The following is a 17,004-nucleotide window of genomic DNA, read 5'->3' on the forward strand; positions in this document are numbered from 1 at the left end:
GGAGGCACAGATATTGCGTTGTCCATCTCGGCGTGCCCGGCCAGAGTTGATCCCAGCCCGCCAGGGGGTGGGCCGGTGCACACGGGAGGTGGGCTGGATGCGGGACACGCTGGTGCTGAACGCGAGCTTTGAGCCGCTGTCGACGGTGACGTTGAACCGAGCCGTCGTTCTGGTGCTTCAGGACAAGGCCGTCGTCGAGCAGGCCCACCCCGAACTCCGTATGCGCGCGGCCGCGGTGGATCTTCCCGTGCCGCGGGTGATCAGACTCTGCAGGTATGTGAGGGTGCCCTTCCGAAGACAAGCGCCGTGGTCGCGGCGCGGTGTTCTCGTACGGGACCAGCACAGGTGCGCGTACTGCGGAAGGCGGGCGACGACCGTGGACCACGTGGTGCCGCGGTCGCAGGGTGGCGCTGACTCCTGGCTGAACACGGTGGCCTCGTGCGCGGAGGACAACCACCGCAAGGCGGACCGTACGCCGGAGCAGGCCGGTATGCCGTTGCTGCGGGAGCCGTTCGAGCCGACTCCTGCGGACGCGATGCTGCTGGCGCTGGGGCATGACGATCTGGAGTCGCTGCCGGAGTGGATGGCGCAGCCGGCTGCGTGACCGCAAGCAGGAAGACGACATGAAGGTGCCCCGCCTTCCCTGGAGGCGGGGCACCTTCATGTCCTAGTCGATGCGCGGCTGCTCTCGGCGCTCGGTGCCTGTGCCGTTGCCGTTCTGCTTGCCCGAACCCCCGGTCGTCGGGCCGAAGTTGCCGATGGCGCCCGACAGGCCCTTGAGGGCGTCGCCGATCTCGCTGGGCACGATCCAGAGCTTGTTGGCGTCGCCTTCGGCGATCTTCGGGAGCATCTGGAGGTACTGGTAGGAGAGGAGCTTCTGGTCGGGGTCTCCGGCGTGGATCGCCTCGAAGACCGTACGGACGGCCTGCGCCTCGCCCTCGGCGCGCAGCGCTGCGGCCTTGGCCTCACCCTCTGCGCGCAGGATCGCGGACTGCTTCTCACCCTCGGCGGTGAGGATCTGCGACTGGCGGATACCTTCGGCGGTGAGGATGGCGGCGCGCTTGTCACGGTCGGCGCGCATCTGCTTCTCCATCGAGTCCTGGATGGAGGTGGGCGGCTCGATGGCCTTGAGCTCGACGCGGTTGACGCGGATGCCCCACTTGCCGGTGGCCTCGTCGAGGACGCCGCGCAGGGCCGCGTTGATCTCCTCACGGGAGGTGAGCGTCCGCTCGAGGTCCATGCCGCCGATGATGTTGCGGAGGGTGGTGACGGTGAGCTGCTCGATCGCCTGGATGTAGCTGGCGACTTCGTAGGTCGCGGCACGGGCGTCGGTCACCTGGTAGTAGATGACCGTGTCGATGTTGACGACCAGGTTGTCCTGGGTGATCACCGGCTGGGGCGGGAAGGGTACGACCTGCTCGCGGAGGTCGATGCGGTTGCGGATGGAGTCGATGAACGGGACGACGATGTTCAGGCCCGCGTTCAGCGTTCTCGTGTAGCGGCCGAAGCGCTCGACGATTGCGGCACTTGCCTGTGGGATGACCTGGATGGTCTTGATCAGGGCGATGAAGACCAGCACCACCAGAATGATCAGGACGATGATGATCGGTTCCATCGTGGCTCCCCGTACCCTTCTTGACTCGTCATGTCCGCTGGATCCCAAGGGTGTTGAGGTACCTCGGGGTCCTGAAGATCTTGCTGGTCGAGTCTGTCAGAACGCCGCCTGCGACGGGAGGCGTTCGGTCACATGACGTGACATCACACTCGAGGTCACGCCCCGGATCACCACGTCACATGACGACCGCGGTGGCGCCGTCGATGTCCACGACGTCCACTTCCTGGCCCACCTCGTAGGTCTGCCCGGTGTCCAGGGCGCGTGCCGACCAGACCTCGCCGGCGAGTTTGATCCGGCCTCCGGACCCGTCCACGCGCTCGAGCACGACGGCCTGTCTGCCCTTCAACGCCTCCACGCCGGTGGCCAGTTGGGGGCGCTGTGCCAGGTGCCGGGCAGCGATCGGGCGTACGAGCGCGATCAGGGCGACCGAGACGACGGCGAAGACGAGGACCTGGAGCACGATGCCGCCGTCGAGACTCGCGGTCACGGCGGCGGCGACGGCACCCACGGCGAGCATGCCGAACTCGGGCATCGCGGTCAGTACGAGCGGAATTCCCAGTGCGGCCGCGCCAATGAGCCACCACACCCACGCATCGATGTCCACATGGTCATGGTAGGACCGCGAGTCTTCCGCGGACAGGGGCCCGGTCGGGTCGCGCGGCCGGGTCAGGACAGGGGCAGGCCCTGTGCGGTCCAGCGGTCGCCGTTCTGCTCGACGACCAGGGGGAGGCCGAAGCAGTGGGAGAGGTTGCGGGAGGTGAGCTCGAGTTCCAGCGGGCCCGCGGCGATGACCTTGCCCTGGCGGATCATGAGGACGTGGGTGAAGCCGGGGGCGATCTCCTCGACATGGTGCGTGACCATGATCATCGAGGGTGCGAGGGGGTCGCGGGCGAGGCGGCCGAGGCGGCGTACGAGGTCCTCGCGGCCGCCGAGGTCCAGGCCCGCCGCCGGCTCGTCGAGGAGGAGCAGCTCCGGGTCGGTCATCAGCGCGCGGGCGATCAGGGTGCGCTTGCGCTCGCCCTCGGAGAGCGTGCCGAACTTGCGGTCCAGGTAGTCGCTCATGCCGAGGCGGTCGAGGAAGGCGCGGGCGCGCTGCTCGTCGACGTCCTCGTAGTCCTCGTGCCAGCCGGCGGTCATGCCGTATGCGGCGGTGAGCACGGTCTGGAGGACGGTCTGGCGCTTGGGAAGCTTCTCGGCCATGGCGATGCCGGCCATGCCGATGCGCGGGCGGAGTTCGAAGACGTCGACCTTGCCGAGGGTCTCGCCGAGGATGGTGGCGGAGCCCTTGGTCGGGAAGAGGTAGCTGGACGCGACATTCAGGAGGGTCGTTTTTCCGGCGCCGTTCGGGCCGAGGATCACCCAGCGCTCCCCCTCCTTCACCGACCAGGAGACCTGGTCCACCAGAGCCCGGCCCTCGCGGACCACGGATACGTCCTCCAGCTCCAGTACATCGCTCATGAGCGCACTGTCTCCCATTGCAGTCTCGGCTGTCGCGTGCGCCTGTGGGCGCAGCCCCCAGGGAAAAACCTACGCCACCGGTCGTGCGGTCCGGCCGCTAGCCCGGTCCTTAGGCTGGGTGCATGCTCTCGGAACCACGCTCAGGACGGCTGGCCGCATGGGGAAATGCCCTTTTGGCCGGGTTTGTTGCACCGGATGACGCCGCGGACGCGATTGTCGGCGATGACGCGATCCATCGGGTGGAGGGGCTCCCCGGGGAGACGTCTCCGGTCGGGCTGACGCTCGCGCTGGGGCGGCTGCGCGCCCTGGGTACGACGGGCCTGCGGGTCGCGCTGCCCGCGCCCGGGCATCCGCTGGGGCTGAGCGGACCGCCCGAGTTCAACGCGCGGGCGCTCGATGCGGAGGAGGCGGTGGTCTGCCAGGGCGCCGCGCTGGGCCTCGTACCGGAGGTGTACGAGGTGGGGCCCGACGGCGATGTCCATGTGGAGGTCGTCTGGCACTGCCTGCCCGTACGGGAGGCTCCGCCGGCCGATGTGCCCTCGCTCGGGGAGGCCGAACGGGAGCTGGCGGAGGCGCTGCGGGAGGCGACGGCGGTGCTGTCGCGGCTCGACGTCGCCGGCTCGGGTCCTGTCGCGGAGGCGGCGATCGATGCGTACCGGGCGCGGGCCGAGCGGGGTCGCGAGGTGCTCGCGCCGGGGTATCCGCCGCGGGCGGTACGGGTCCTGGAGCTGGCGCAGCGCGTGGGGCTGCTGATCTCGGTGGCCTACGAGAACGGGCACGGCGGGGCTGTGAGCGCGTCGGAGATGGCGGCGCGGGCCCAGGCTCTGCGGCCCGTGGAGCGCACGGCGCGCCGGGCGCAGGTGGCGGCGTACAACGCGTACGTGGAGGAGCGGGAGCGGGGGTGAGCGGTGCCGGGGAAGTGCGGGTGCGTTCCCGCGCCCGCCGCGGCAGCGGCTTGTGTCAACAGCGGGTGCGTGCTCTGGGGGTCCCCCCGGCCGGAGGCTGGGGGAGTGCCGGACGAAGGTCCTCGATGGGGCATCTCCCACGCCCTTAAGGCAATGGGGAGGAGCTACTGGGGCCTTTGGCCGGTGCGGCGAGTGGGGACACCTCCCACGCCCTTGAGGCAGTGAGGGAGCGTGCCGGGCGGCGTGGGGCGTGGGGGCGTGCCTGAACTTCCCCGGGCCGCTCTGGACGCGAAGAGCCCCGCGAACCCGCTGAGGTTCGCGGGGCCCGAGACCCGAGAGGGGTGCGTCAGCTGTTCGACCCCTGGTTGTCGGACGTCGGGTTGAGCAGACCGACCACGTTGATGCTGTTGCCGACGACATTGGCGGGGACGTGAACCGGGAGCTGAATGACGTTGCCCGAGAGGATGCCGGGCGATCCGGTGGCCGCGCCGCTGGCGTTGGCGTCCGCGACCGCGGCCCCCGCGGACGCGCCCGCGGCGATACCGGCGACGGCGATGGTCAGGGCTGCCTTCTTGGCGATGTTCATGGGAAGCGTTCCTCCTGCTGAGCGTTTCGACCCCGTCCACGGGGTCGCATGCACTGGGGAACGGAGCCGTCGGCCCGATGGCACGGGAGGGGCGGTCGATGTACCCAGAAGGCGCACACAACGGCACGGAACAGACCAATAAGCGGATCATGCTCCCGGGAACGCGGACCGGCCCCCGAGTTGAATCCTCTGGGGGCCGGTGGTGGTCAGCGATTGACCTGAGGTGCTTGTCAGCCGTTGAACCCGTAGTTACCGAAGGCGGGGTTCAGGGCCCCGACGACGTTCACGGTGTTGCCGACCGCGTTCACCGGGACGTGCACCGGCGCCTGGATCAGGTTGCCCGAACCGATACCCGGGGAGTGGCTGGCGCTGCCGCCCGCGTGCGCACCCTCGGTAGCGGAGGCGAGACCGGCACCGGCGGCGACCAGGCCCCCCGCCACCATCGTGACAGCCATGGCCTTCTTCAGGTTCTTCACTTTCTTGGACCCTCCTAGCGATCACTGCGGCCAAGTACCGCAGCACGCCTGGAGAACGGCCGGGGGCCCAGGCGGGATACGCCATCAGAGGGACATCCACACGACAGTATGAATCTCAGCCTGGAATGGAACCGTCCGCGTCACCACTCGCTGCCTGCCCTGCCATGCGAGGTCAGCAGGACGATCGGCTGCGGAGATCAGCCGGTCACGCCGTGCCGTACGGCCCAGAGCGCGGCCTGGGTGCGGTCCGCAAGGTCGAGCTTCATCAGGATGTTCGACACGTGCGTCTTGACCGTCTTCTCGGAGAGGACGAGGGCGCGGGCTATCTCCCGGTTGGAGCGCCCGTCCGCGATCAGGCCCAGCACCTCCCGCTCCCGCTCGGTGAGCGAGCCGCCCCTCCCCTGGCTGTTGCCCGTCTCCTCCTGGGACAGCAGGGCGCCGGCGACCTCCGGCTGGAGCAGCACATGGCCGGCGTGGACGGAGCGGATGGCTCCGGCGAGCGCGTCCGGGTCGATGTCCTTGTAGACGTACCCGGCGGCGCCCGCGCGCAGGGCGGGGACGACCGTGCGCTGCTCGGTGAAGCTGGTGACGATGAGCACGCGCGCGGGGTTGTCGAGTTCGCGGAGTTTCCGCAGGGCCTCGATGCCGTCCATGCCCGGCATCTTGACGTCCATCAGGACGACGTCCGGTTTCAGCTGCTCGGCCTGGGCGACGCCTTCGGCGCCGTCGGCCGCCTCTCCCACGACCTCGATGTCGTCCTGCACCTCGAGGAAGGTGCGCAGCCCGCGGCGGACCACCTGGTGGTCGTCGACGAGCAGGACCTTGATCGGGTCAGCCACCGGGAACCTCCATCTCGATCGTGGTGCCCTTGCCGGGCGCCGATTCCACGGTCAGCGCCCCGCCGACGCCGCTTGCCCGGTCGCGCATCGACACGAGGCCCAGGTGGCGCCCCGCCCGTCGTATCGCACGGGGCTCGAAGCCGCTGCCGTCGTCGGTGACCCGGAGCACCGCGCCCGGGCCGCGTTTGGCGAGGAGAACGTCCACGCGCTCGGCGCCGGAGTGGCGTAGCGCGTTGTGCAGGGCTTCCTGGGCGACCCGCAGCATGGCCTCCTCCTGCGCGGCGGGCAGGGCGCGCACTCCGCCGGACGCGAAGGTGACCCGTGCGGAGTGGGCGCGGTCCAGGACCTGGACCTGGGTGCGCAGGGTGGCGACCAGGCCGTCCTCGTCGAGGGCGGCGGGGCGCAGCTCGACGACGGCGGCGCGCAGTTCGTCCGCGGCCTCCGCGGCGAGCGCCGCCACGTGCTGCAGCTCGCCCTTGGCGCGCGACGGGTCGCGGTCGACCAGGGTGGTCGCGGCCTGGGCGGTCAGACGCAGGGAGAAGAGCTTCTGGCTGACGGCGTCGTGCAGCTCATGGGCGAGGCGGGAGCGCTCCTCGGCGATGGTGAGCTCGCGGCTGCGCTCGTACAGCCGGGCGTTGGTGAGCGCGATGGCGGCGTGCTGGGCGAGGATCGACAGCAGCTCCTCGTCCTCCTCGGTGAAGCCGCAGCCGCCTTGGGGCTTGGGGCACCTCTTGTTGGCGAGGAAGAGTGCGCCGATGGTCTCGTCGCCGTCGCGGATGGGCAGGCCGAGGAAGTCGGACATGTCCGGGTGGGCGGACGGCCAGCCCTCGAAGCGGGGGTCCTGACGTACGTCGGCGAGGCGCTGGGGCCTCGCCTCGTGCAGCATCGCGGCGAGGATGCCGTGCTGGCGCGGGAGCGGGCCGATGGCCTTCCACTGCTCGTCGCTGACCCCGTCGACCACGAACTGCGCGAAGCCGCCGTGGTCGTCCGGCACGCCGAGCGCCGCGTACTCCGCGTCGAGCAGCTCGCGGGCCGAGGCGACGATCGTCTTGAGGACGTCGCGCACCTCGAGGTGTCTGCTCATGGCCAGCAGCGCGGAACTCACCGCGTACAGGCCGGACCGGGGGCCGTGACTCATGCCTTCACCGTACCGGCGCGGTGTGACAGGGCGTATCGGACCTGTGGCGGCAGCCGCCTAGGGCCCTGGGCTTAGGGCGAAGGGCCCTGGCATGCCCGGGCCCGGGTACGAGGCGCCGGCGGCGGGTCCGTTCCTACGTTGAAGGCGGCCGAAGGGCCGATCCGAGGCGGCCGCCGGGACGGCGGTGCCTGGTGCGACGAGGGGACGGACGTCATGCCGGTGGCGATCACCACGGGGGCTTCGAGGGGGTTCGGGCGTGCACTGAGCGCTGCCCTGGCCGAGCGGGGCTGGGACCTCGTACTGGATGCGCGGTCCGCTGGACCGCTGGAGACGACGGCGCAGGAACTGCGGAAGCACGGAACGCACGTGGTGGCCCTGGCGGGGGACGTCACCGACGCCGGACACAGGGGTGCGCTGGTGGCCGCCGCACGCGGGCTCGGCGGCCTCGATCTGCTCGTGAACAACGCGGGGATCCTGGGTACGGAGCCGCTGGTTCGGCTCGACAGCCATCCGCTGGACGGCTTCCGGGCCGCGCTGGAGACCAATGTGGTGGCGCCTCTGGGGCTGCTGCAGGAGGCACTGCCCCTGCTGCGCGTGGCGCCCGCCGGTACCGTGATCAATCTGAGTTCGGACGCCGCGGTGGAGGCGTACCGGACGTGGGGCGCCTACGGAGCGACGAAGGCGGCCCTGGACCAGCTGTCGGCCGTACTGGCGGTGGAGGAGCCGGATCTACGGGTCTGGTGGGTGGATCCGGGCGGGATGCGTACGGACATGCTGGCCGCCGCGGAGCCCGACGAGGACCTGTCGCAGACGCCCACGCCCGACGAGATCGCTCCTGTCTTCCTGCGGCTGCTGGACGACCGTCCGGCGAGCGGCCGGTACTCCGCTCCCTCTCTCATGGAGCCCATGCCATGGGCCTGACCGCGGGTCGGCCGCCGGATCTGGCGTTCCAGGTGCCCGACGAGCTGTCGGCGCGGGTGCCGGCCGAGCAGCGTGGTCCCGGGCTCGACCGGGACGCGGTGCGCCTCATGGTGTCGCGCGGCACAGAGGTGTCCCACCACGACTTCGTGGAGCTGCCTCGGCTGCTGCGCGCCGGCGATCTACTCATCGTCAACACGTCGCCGACGCTGGCCGCAGCGGTGGACGGCCGGATCGGGCACGCACGCGTGGTGGCGCACTTCTCGACGCGGGGCGATGACGGCCGGTGGGCGGTGGAGCTGCGCGATCCGGACGGCGGGGGCACTACGCGCGCGCGTGCGGGCGGACCTGCGGGAGCAGTGGTGGAGCTGTCCGGGGGCGCGTGCCTCGTATATGAGGAGCCGCTGAGCCCGGGCAGCGGGCGGTTGTGGTGGGCCCGGGTGTCGGGGAAGGGCGTGCCGGCGCTGCTGCGGCGGCATGGCCGGCCCATTCGCTACTCCTATACGGAGCGGGACCAGCCGCTGTCCGCCTACCAGACGGTGTTCGCTCGGCCGTCGGCCGACGGGTCGGGGAGCGCGGAGATGCCGAGTGCGGCCCGGCCCTTCACCCCGCGGCTGGTGGCGGAGCTGGTGAGCCGGGGAGTGCAATTCGCACCTGTCACTTTGCACACAGGCGTCGCATCGGCGGAGGCCCACGAGCCGCCGTATCCGGAGCGATTCACCGTCTCCGAGCACTCGGCGCGGCTCATCAATGCGGTGCGGCAGGGGGACGGCCGGGTCATTGCGGTGGGTACGACGGCCGTGCGCGCGGCGGAGTCCGCGGCCGGATCCGACGGGATCGTGCGGGCGGCATCGGGCTGGACGGATCTGGTGATCACGCCGGAGCGCGGCGTGCGCGTGGTCGACGGCCTGCTGACCGGACTGCACGAGCCGGAGGCCTCTCATCTGCTGATGTTGGAGGCGATCGCCGGACGGCGGACGATCAGCCGTGGTTACGGGGAAGCACTGCGGCTCGGATACCTGTGGCACGAGTTCGGCGACACCCACCTCCTGGTGCCCGAAATGTCCGACCACGGGGCGCGTTGCCCCGGAAACTATGGGTGAGAAACTTATGGGCGCCATGTGAGCCCGCACATAGGGCGCACGTCACGTACGGAGTGGCCTAGTAGGGGACGAAAGTCCCATCACTGGGGTAAGAGGGCCTTTCGGTGCCATAAGTCCGTTTCGTGATCCACTATCTCGGATCGTACGTCACACCTTTGCCCCAGGATTTTGCGGCCGCTAAGAATGGCTGCCGTCGCTCGGCGCCGCGGGAGCTTACCCGCGGCGTTTGTGCCGGAAACACGTCCCTGCCGGCCGAGAGCGACTCCAGCTACTCGAAGAGGTCCTACACCCATGTCGATTTTCCATGCCAAGTCCGGTGATCGCCGTCTGAAGAAGACCCAGAAGTTCTCCCTCGCCGGTGTCGCCACGCTCGGCGCCGCGGCCGTCGCGTTCACCGTCGTGCCCGCGTCGTCCGAGGCCCAGGTCCAGGAGACCCAGGCCGTTGCCGCGGCAGCCCCGGTCGGCCTGGCCGCCACCGGCACCGCCAAGGACATCAAGGCGAGCGTCACCGACCAGCTGGCGAACGCCAACCTGAAGGCCCAGGACGCCGCCGCCCGCCTGAAGGCGCAGCAGGAGGCCGCCGCCAAGCAGAAGGCCGAGGCCAAGGCCAAGGCGGAGGCCAAGGCGGAGGCCCAGCAGGAGCGCAAGGTCGCCCCGGCCGTGAGCCGCTCGACGCAGCGCGCAGCGGTGGCCACCCCGGTCGCGGCGAAGACCTACGCCAACAACCTCGACGGCTGGATCCGCGAGTCCCTCGACGTCATGAAGAAGAACAAGATCCCGGGCACCTACAACGGGCTGTACCGCAACATCATGCGTGAGTCGTCGGGCAACCCGATGGCCATCAACAACTGGGACATCAACGCCAAGAACGGTGTCCCGTCGAAGGGCCTGCTGCAGGTCATCCAGCCGACGTTCAACGCGTACCACGTCCCGGGCACGTCCTGGAACATCTACGACCCGGTCGCCAACATCACCGCCGCGGCCAACTACGCGGCCGACCGCTACGGGTCGATGGACAACGTCTTCGGCGCCTACTGAGTCTCTTCGGGACCTCTGGGCCTCAGGAAAACGCCGAAGTAACGCCGAAGGGCGGCACCCCGCGGGGTGCCGCCCTTCGCGTTGTCCGGACCGCGGCCCACTCGGCACATACCGTTCGGTGCCGGTCAATACCGTTCGGTGCCGGTCAGTGCCTACTTGCGCATGACCTCCGGCTCGTGGCGGCGCAGGAAGCGGGCCACGAGGAAGCCGCAGAGCGCGCCCAGGGCGAGCAGCGCACCCATGTCGATGAACCACTGGGACGCCTCGTGGTCCCACAGCGGGTCCGTGCTCCCCGGGTCGTCGGTGTTGGGGCTGACGAGGTTGAAGTCGAGCGTGGTGCCCGCGGCCGCCACCGCCCAGCGGGACGGCATCAGATACGAGAACTCGTTCACACCGGGGCTGCCGTGCAGGATGAAGAGGCAGCCGGTGAAGACGACCTGGACGATCGCGAACATCACCAGGAGCGGCATGGTCTTCTCCGAGGTCTTCACCAGCGCGGAGATGATCAGGCCGAACATCATCGAGGTGAAGCCGAGCGCCATGATCGGCAGGGCCAACTCGAGGAGCGTCAGCTTGCCGAGGACGAGCCCCTCGTCGGGGATGTCGCGCAGCGCGAAGCCTATGCCGCCCACGATCCCGCCCTGGATGACCGTGATCATGCCGAGGACGATGACCTTGGACATCAGATACGCCGAGCGGGACAGGCCGGTGGCGCGCTCCCGCTCGTAGATCACGCGTTCCTTGATGAGCTCGCGGACCGAGTTGGCGGCACCGGCGAAGCAGGCGCCCACCGCGAGGATCAGCAGGACGGTGGTGGCCGTTCCGTTGGGGGTGATGGTGCCGTTGGCGCGGGGCTGGTTGGGCAGCAGCCCCTGGTCGGGCTCGATGAGCAGGCTGACCACACCGAGCACCGCCGGCAGGATCAGCATGAGCGCCATGAAGCCCTTGTCGGACGCGATCACCGAGACGTAGCGCCGGATCAGAGTCCACAGCTGGGAGCCCCAGCTCTGCGGCTTGGGCGGGCGCACCGCCTGCGGCGGCGGCATCTGCATCGACTGCGGGGCGACGGCATCGATGTCCGCGGCGTACATCTGGTAGTGCTGGGAGCCCTTCCAGCGGCCCGCCCAGTCGTAGTCGCGGTAGTTCTCGAAGGCGGAGAAGACGTCGGCCCAGCTTTCGTAGCCGAAGAAGTTCAGCGCCTCCTCGGGCGGGCCGAAGTACGCCACGGCGCCACCGGGCGCCATGACCAGGAGCTTGTCGCAGAGCGCCAGCTCGGCCACGGAGTGCGTGACGACCAGGACCGTACGGCCGTCGTCGGCGAGGCCGCGCAGCAGCTGCATGACGTCGCGGTCCATGCCCGGGTCGAGGCCGGAGGTCGGCTCGTCCAGGAAGATCAGGGACGGCTTGGTCAGCAACTCCAGGGCGACCGAGACGCGCTTGCGCTGGCCGCCGGAGAGGGACGTGACCTTCTTTTCCTTGTGGATGTCCAGCTTCAGCTCGCGCAGGACCTCGTCTATACGGGCTTCGCGCTCGGCCGACGTGGTGTCCGCGGGGAAGCGCAGCTTGGCCGCGTACTTGAGCGCCTTCTTGACGGTCAGCTCCTTGTGCAGGATGTCGTCCTGCGGGACCAGACCGATGCGCTGGCGCAGCTCTGCGAACTGCTTGTACAGGTTCCGGTTGTCGTAGAGGACGTCGCCCTGGTCGGCCGGGCGGTAACCGGTGAGCGCCTTCAGCAGGGTCGACTTGCCGGAACCTGACGGGCCGATGACCGCGATGAGGGACTTCTCCGGGACGCCGAAGGACACGTCCTTCAGGATCTGCTTGCCGCCGTCGACCGTGACGGTCAGATGGCGCGCGGAGAAGGAGACCTCACCGGTGTCGACGAACTCCTCGAGGCGGTCGCCGACGAGCCGGAACGTCGAGTGGCCGACACCGACGATGTCGTTCGGGCCGAGGAGTGCGGAGCCGCCCTTGGCGATCGGCTGACCGTTGACATACGTGCCGTTGTGGGAGCCGAGGTCGCGTATCTCGAAGCGTCCGTCGGGAGTCGCGTGGAATTCGGCGTGGTGGCGCGAGACCTGGAGGTCGGAGACGACAAGGTCGTTCTCGAGCGCACGGCCGATGCGCATCACACGGCCGAGGGCCAGCTGGTGGAACGTCGTGGGGCTGCGGTCGCCGTAGACCGGCGGGGCGCTCGCGACGTCGTCGCCCGGTGCCTGCTGGTGCGGGATCCCCGTGGCTGCCTGCTGCGGCTTCTGCCAGGCCTGTTGGTCGGCCGGCTCCTGCGGGTGCTGCTCCTGCGGCGGGGCCTGCTGGGCCCAGCCGGGACCGGCGCCCGGCGCCTGCTGCGCGGGCTGCTGGGCCTGCTGCGGCGTGGCCATGGCGGCGGCACCCTGGACGTTCAGCAGCGGGCCGTCCGTCGCATTGCCGAGGTGCACGGCCGAGCCCGGGCCTATTTCCATCTGGTGGATTCGCTGGCCCTGCACATAGGTGCCGTTCGTGCTGCCGTGATCCTCGATGACCCAACTGCGCCCGCCCCAGCTGATCGTGGCGTGACGCCAGGAGACCCGGGCGTCGTCGAACACGATGTCCCCCTGCGGATCACGTCCGAGGGTGTAGGACCGGGACGAGTCGAGCGTCCAGGTTTGTCCATTCAATTCCAGTACGAGTTCAGGCACTCCATGCCCCACTGAGTTGTCCCCCGAGTTTTGCCCCCGTCGATGGGGAGTCTAGGGATGTCGAACATCGTGAGGAACTATTCCAGGCTGATCCCCCCGCCCGAAAGCCGCGCCTTGTGAAGAGTGGGTACCGCGCCCGGAGCGGTACGGGGCTCCCGGGCGCGCGCGTACAAGGCCCCCGGGACGACTGCATACAGCCCCCCGGGCGACTGCGTACGTGCCCCCGCGGTCGCCCGGTTGACGGGGCAGATACCGGCCCGGAGAGTGGTAAGCGCCCATGAGTGCGTATGGATCATGATCATCCGGAGCGAACAGGGCATCGCGGTACGGATCGGGGGGTCCTGATGGAGACCGGCGGGCGCAAGGGCGATGTCAACAGCGGTGCCCGGAGCGTGCATTGGGTGGACGTGCTGCTCTCCGCGACAGCCGCCGTGAGCTGGGCCCTGATCGGCATGGCGGTGACGGCCGCCCTGGGGCTGCATCTGCTCGGCGCCGATACGGCGGGGTCTCTCGGGCCGATGACGGCTGCGGTGGTGGCGCTCGGCGCGGGCGGGTCGGTCACGCCGTCCGGTGACGTGTCGGCGTTCGGCCTCGAGGGCGCCCAGGCGGACACGGCCATCGATATCGCGCCACTCGGCGTGAGTCTCGTGGGTGCGCTGCTGCTGGCCCATTTCTTTCTGCGGTCCTTGCGTGGGGCGGGTGTTGTGATCTCACCCGCCGAACTCCTCGCGCGCGCGGGGTCGGTGGTCGTGCTCTTCCTGGCGCTGCTGGGCGGGCTGGCCTGGGCGGGGCATGACGTCATCACGATCGACGGCGGCTCGCTCGGCCTGGACGATCTGCCGGCCGGCGACCTGCCGGAGGACCTCGGTGGCATCGGGGACGGCCTGGGGCTCGGTGACATCGGGGACATCGGCGGCCTCCTGCCGGACCGGCTCGGCGATCTCGCCGAGGCCAAGGCCTCGGTCGGTTTCACCGTCGACACCGGCCCCACCCTGCTCGGCGGCACGGTATGGGTGGCCGGCGTCCTGTTGATCGCCGTGCTGGCCTCGCGCCGGACGCCGCTGCCGCGCGGCTGGGACGCCGTGCACCGGGTGGTACGCCCGGCCGCATCGGCGCTGGTCACCGTGTTGCTGGTGGCCGTTGCCGCGGGGCTCGCCGCGGCTGCGTACGCGATGACCGGCGACGACCATCCGCGGCGAATCGCGGGCGCCGCGCTGCTGGGCGCGCCCAACGGCGTCTGGCTCGGCATCCCGCTGGGGCTCCTCGTGCCGTGGGAAGGCCGGGCGACGGGTGAGCTGGCGAAGCTTCTGCCGGATCCCCTGGACGAGCTGTTACGCGTCTCGGCCGACGAGACGATCACGCTGGGGCGTCTCGCGGAACTGCACGGCTCGGTGTGGTTCCTGGGGGCCGGGGCTGCGCTGATGATGCTGTTCGCGGGGGTGCTGACCGCTGTGCTTACGCCTTTCGTCGGTGCTGTGGGGGCCGGCGGCGGGGCCAGGACGAGGGGCCCTGCGGAGGCGGCCGGCGGTGGCCACGGAGCTGGTGTCGGCAGCATGAGCGGTGCGGGTACGGATGCGGTGCGCGGCCGCGGCGGACCAGGCGTCCTGGGGTTCGCCGGGCAGTGCGCGCTGCGGCTCGGTGTCGTGACGGCGCTGGGGCTCCCGCTGCTCGTGTGGCTGACGGATGTGTCCGTGGGTGCCTCGCTGTCCGTGCTCGGCTTCGACGCCTTCGGTGCCGGGATCGAACTGCACGGGAACGCGGCGATGGCGCTGCTCCTGGGCGCGGCGTGGGGCGCGGGCGCGGGCGCGGTGGGGGCGCTCCTCGCGTACGCCACGGGGGAGGCCGGCACGCGCGCGGCACCCCTCGCGCTGCCCGGCCGGGACAGGCGCTCCGGGGAGGCGCCGGACCGTACGTATCCGCAGCCCGCACACGACTCGGGTCCCTACAGCCCCACCAGTCACTATCGCCCCTCCCACGACGAGACCAATCCGTATCTCCGACCCCCGGACGAGGCCTTCCGACCGCCCGACGAGGCCTTCCGGCCGCCTGACGGGGCGCCGAGCCCGCCCCGCGACGTGTACAGCGCGCCCACGGTGATGGGCCCGATCACGCCGCCCCCTCCCCGTCCGGGCCCGCGGCCCCATGGCGCGGGGTGGCCACCTCCTCCGCCGCCTCCGCCGCCTGCCGAGGAGGGTCCGCCGTCACCAGGGACGCCGGGGGGCCGCGGTCGCTGAGTGCGGGGCGTTCACTTGGTAGTCGCCCGGCAGGCACCCAGGTGCCGAGCCGTGTTTCCGGCCTCTGTCCGGTACGCGGACCGCAAGCGCGGCAGGCACTGGGTGCCGGATACGGTGGTGGCACCATGAGCGCTTCGCAGACCTCTGACATCCCCACTCTTCTGGTCAAGATCTTCGGCAAGGACCGGCCAGGGATCACGGCCGGCCTGTTCGACACCCTCGCCGCCTACTCGGTCGACGTCGTCGACATCGAGCAGGTCGTCACTCGTGGCCGCATCGTCCTGTGCGCGCTCGTGACCAAGCCGCCGGCCGCCCTCGAAGGCTCCCTGCGGGCCACCGTCCACAGCTGGGCGGAGTCCCTGAAGCTGCAGGCCGAGATCATCTCCGGTCTCGGTGACAACCGTCCGCGCGGGCTCGGTCGCTCACACGTGACGGTGCTGGGGCATCCGCTCACCGCCGAGTCGACGGCGGCGATCGCCGCGCGGATCACCGCGACGGGCGGCAACATCGACCGTATCTTCCGGCTCGCGAAGTACCCGGTGACGGCCGTCGAGTTGATGGTCTCCGGAGTGGAGACCGAGCCGCTGCGCACCGCGCTCGTGACCGAGGCCGCCGCGCTGGGCGTCGATGTCGCGGTGGTGGCGGCTGGGCTGCACCGGCGGGCGCAACGGCTCGTCGTCATGGATGTCGACTCGACTCTCATCCAGGACGAGGTGATCGAGCTGTTCGCCGCCCACGCGGGCTGCGAGGACAAGGTCGCCGAGGTCACGGCTGCCGCGATGCGCGGGGAGCTCGACTTCGAGCAGTCGCTCCACGCGCGCGTGGCGCTCCTCGAGGGGCTCGACGCGTCGGTCGTGGACAAGGTGCGCAGCGAGGTGCGGCTCACGCCCGGCGCCCGCACCCTGATCCGTACGCTGAAGCGGCTCGGCTATCAGGTCGGGGTGGTGTCCGGCGGTTTCACCCAGGTCACGGATGATCTGAAGGAACGTCTCGGCCTCGACTTCGCCCAGGCCAACACGCTGGAGATAGTCGACGGGAAGCTCACGGGCCGGGTCACCGGCGAGATAGTGGACCGGGCGGGCAAGGCGCGGCTGCTGCGCCGGTTCGCGACGGAGGCCGGGGTGCCGCTCGCCCAGACCGTGGCGATCGGCGACGGCGCCAACGACCTCGACATGCTGAACGCCGCCGGCCTCGGCGTCGCCTTCAACGCCAAGCCGGTCGTACGCAAGGCCGCGCACACCGCGGTGAACGTGCCGTTCCTGGACACGGTGCTCTATCTGCTGGGCGTCACGCGCGAAGAGGTCGAGGCCGCGGACATGCACGAGGACTGAGGCGGAGGAGCGACGCGGGCGCGGCGCGCCCGAAAGCCGTGGGGGCCGGCACCGGTGTGTGGTGCCGGCCCCGTTCGTTCGCTGTCGGAGGGTGTCCGTCCACGTGTACGCGTATCAGCACCCGTTGTGGAGGGGCTACGCCCCGCCCGGCGCCCAGTAGTCGACGAGCGTGGCCACGCCGGGCTCGACGGACTTCCACGGGCCCGTGACGGAGAGCACCGCGAAGGCCGAGGTCGGGAAGCCGCGGCGGTTCATGCGCTTGTGGGCGTCGCCCTCGGACTGACCGGCGAGGATCTCGGTGAGCCCCTGCACGCCGGGGTTGTGGCCGATCAGGATGACGTTCTGCACGTCTTCGGGGATCTCGTTGAGCACGGCGATGAGCTCGCCCGGCGAGGCCTCGTAGATCCGCTCCTCGTAGACCGTCCTGGGCCGGTGCGGGAGCTCGTGAACGGCGAGCTTCCAAGTCTCGCGGGTCCGGGCCGCGGTCGAGCAGAGGGCGAGGTCGAAGGGGATGCCGGTGTCGGCCAGCTTGCGACCGGCGACGGGGGCGTCCTTGCGGCCTCGCTCGGCGAGCGGCCGCTCATGGTCGGACACCTGTGGCCAGTCGGCCTTCGCATGTCGGAAAAGGACAATCCTGCGGGGTTCTGCGACGCTCATGGGTCCCAGCTTCGCATGAAACAGGCCA

Annotated in this window: 16 protein-coding genes; 7 read left to right on the forward strand and 9 right to left on the reverse strand. The window is 70.3% G+C overall.

Going from position 1 to position 17,004, the window contains the following annotated elements; all coding sequences use genetic code 11:
• The first annotated feature begins 97 nt into the window (after window positions 1-97).
• Entirely contained in the window at window positions 98-604 is a 507-nt protein-coding gene (locus ACSMXV_RS11020; RefSeq protein WP_473177474.1) for an HNH endonuclease, read from the forward strand.
• A 63-nt stretch (window positions 605-667) separates the two neighbouring features.
• Here the strand turns inward: ACSMXV_RS11020 and ACSMXV_RS11025 are convergent, their stop codons facing one another.
• From ACSMXV_RS11025 to ACSMXV_RS11035, 3 genes are all read right to left on the reverse strand, one after another.
• Entirely contained in the window at window positions 668-1,615 is a 948-nt protein-coding gene (locus tag ACSMXV_RS11025) for an SPFH domain-containing protein (protein ID WP_181659400.1), read from the reverse strand.
• A 175-nt stretch (window positions 1,616-1,790) separates the two neighbouring features.
• Window positions 1,791-2,219, reverse strand: a complete 429-nt coding sequence (locus ACSMXV_RS11030) for an NfeD family protein (RefSeq protein WP_473177475.1) — start codon at window positions 2,217-2,219, stop codon at window positions 1,791-1,793.
• Window positions 2,220-2,281: 62 nt separating this feature from the next.
• Window positions 2,282-3,073 carry an ABC transporter ATP-binding protein gene (locus tag ACSMXV_RS11035; RefSeq protein WP_473177476.1) on the reverse strand — a complete coding sequence of 264 codons (792 nt, stop codon included), beginning with the start codon at window positions 3,071-3,073 and terminating at the stop codon, window positions 2,282-2,284.
• Between the two features lie 122 nt (window positions 3,074-3,195).
• On the opposite strand from ACSMXV_RS11035, the gene ACSMXV_RS11040 reads away from it, so the two are divergent.
• Window positions 3,196-3,978: a hypothetical protein gene (locus ACSMXV_RS11040; protein WP_473177477.1), complete on the forward strand. Its 783-nt coding sequence runs from the start codon at window positions 3,196-3,198 to the stop codon at window positions 3,976-3,978.
• Window positions 3,979-4,324: 346 nt separating this feature from the next.
• On the opposite strand, the gene ACSMXV_RS11045 is transcribed toward ACSMXV_RS11040, so the two are convergent.
• From ACSMXV_RS11045 to ACSMXV_RS11060, 4 genes are all read right to left on the reverse strand, one after another.
• Window positions 4,325-4,564 (reverse strand): chaplin, encoded by a 240-nt coding sequence (locus tag ACSMXV_RS11045; RefSeq protein ID WP_473177478.1) that lies wholly within the window; start codon window positions 4,562-4,564, stop codon window positions 4,325-4,327.
• A 230-nt stretch (window positions 4,565-4,794) separates the two neighbouring features.
• Entirely contained in the window at window positions 4,795-5,040 is a 246-nt protein-coding gene (locus ACSMXV_RS11050) for a chaplin (RefSeq protein WP_181659395.1), read from the reverse strand.
• Window positions 5,041-5,237: 197 nt separating this feature from the next.
• Window positions 5,238-5,879, reverse strand: a complete 642-nt coding sequence (locus ACSMXV_RS11055) for a response regulator (protein WP_181659394.1) — start codon at window positions 5,877-5,879, stop codon at window positions 5,238-5,240.
• On the reverse strand, window positions 5,872-7,017 hold the full coding sequence (locus ACSMXV_RS11060) for a GAF domain-containing sensor histidine kinase (RefSeq protein WP_473177479.1): 1,146 nt from the start codon (window positions 7,015-7,017) through the stop codon (window positions 5,872-5,874). Before ACSMXV_RS11060 ends, ACSMXV_RS11055 begins: the two co-directional genes overlap by 8 nt.
• A 213-nt stretch (window positions 7,018-7,230) precedes the next feature.
• Between ACSMXV_RS11060 and ACSMXV_RS11065 the strand changes: the two genes are divergently transcribed.
• The 3 genes from ACSMXV_RS11065 (at window position 7,231) to ACSMXV_RS11075 (ending at window position 10,076) form a co-directional block, all read left to right on the forward strand.
• A complete protein-coding gene (locus tag ACSMXV_RS11065; RefSeq protein WP_473178889.1) occupies window positions 7,231-7,938 on the forward strand; it encodes an SDR family NAD(P)-dependent oxidoreductase in 708 nt (235 codons plus the stop codon).
• The gene (locus ACSMXV_RS11070; RefSeq protein WP_473177480.1) at window positions 7,929-9,038 is read left to right on the forward strand and encodes an S-adenosylmethionine:tRNA ribosyltransferase-isomerase; all 1,110 of its coding nucleotides are present in this window, start codon (window positions 7,929-7,931) and stop codon (window positions 9,036-9,038) included. Before ACSMXV_RS11065 ends, ACSMXV_RS11070 begins: the two co-directional genes overlap by 10 nt.
• Window positions 9,039-9,329: 291 nt before the next feature.
• Window positions 9,330-10,076, forward strand: a complete 747-nt coding sequence (locus ACSMXV_RS11075) for a transglycosylase SLT domain-containing protein (protein ID WP_473177481.1) — start codon at window positions 9,330-9,332, stop codon at window positions 10,074-10,076.
• Window positions 10,077-10,228: 152 nt separating this feature from the next.
• Here the strand turns inward: ACSMXV_RS11075 and ACSMXV_RS11080 are convergent, their stop codons facing one another.
• A complete protein-coding gene (locus ACSMXV_RS11080) occupies window positions 10,229-12,754 on the reverse strand; it encodes an ABC transporter ATP-binding protein/permease (protein WP_473177482.1) in 2,526 nt (841 codons plus the stop codon).
• A gap of 344 nt (window positions 12,755-13,098) precedes the next feature.
• On the opposite strand from ACSMXV_RS11080, the gene ACSMXV_RS11085 reads away from it, so the two are divergent.
• Together ACSMXV_RS11085 and serB are read left to right on the forward strand one after the other, a co-directional pair.
• The gene (locus ACSMXV_RS11085; protein WP_473177483.1) at window positions 13,099-14,988 is read left to right on the forward strand and encodes a streptophobe family protein; all 1,890 of its coding nucleotides are present in this window, start codon (window positions 13,099-13,101) and stop codon (window positions 14,986-14,988) included.
• A 125-nt stretch (window positions 14,989-15,113) separates the two neighbouring features.
• Complete coding sequence (gene serB / locus ACSMXV_RS11090) at window positions 15,114-16,319, forward strand: phosphoserine phosphatase SerB (protein ID WP_473177484.1); 1,206 nt, start codon at window positions 15,114-15,116, stop codon at window positions 16,317-16,319.
• A gap of 135 nt (window positions 16,320-16,454) precedes the next feature.
• Here serB and ACSMXV_RS11095 read toward each other — a convergent pair whose 3' ends face one another.
• On the reverse strand, window positions 16,455-16,976 hold the full coding sequence (locus tag ACSMXV_RS11095; RefSeq protein ID WP_473177485.1) for a SixA phosphatase family protein: 522 nt from the start codon (window positions 16,974-16,976) through the stop codon (window positions 16,455-16,457).
• Window positions 16,977-17,004: the final 28 nt, after the last annotated feature.

It is taken from the genome of Streptomyces sp. DSM 42067 (assembly GCF_055792885.1).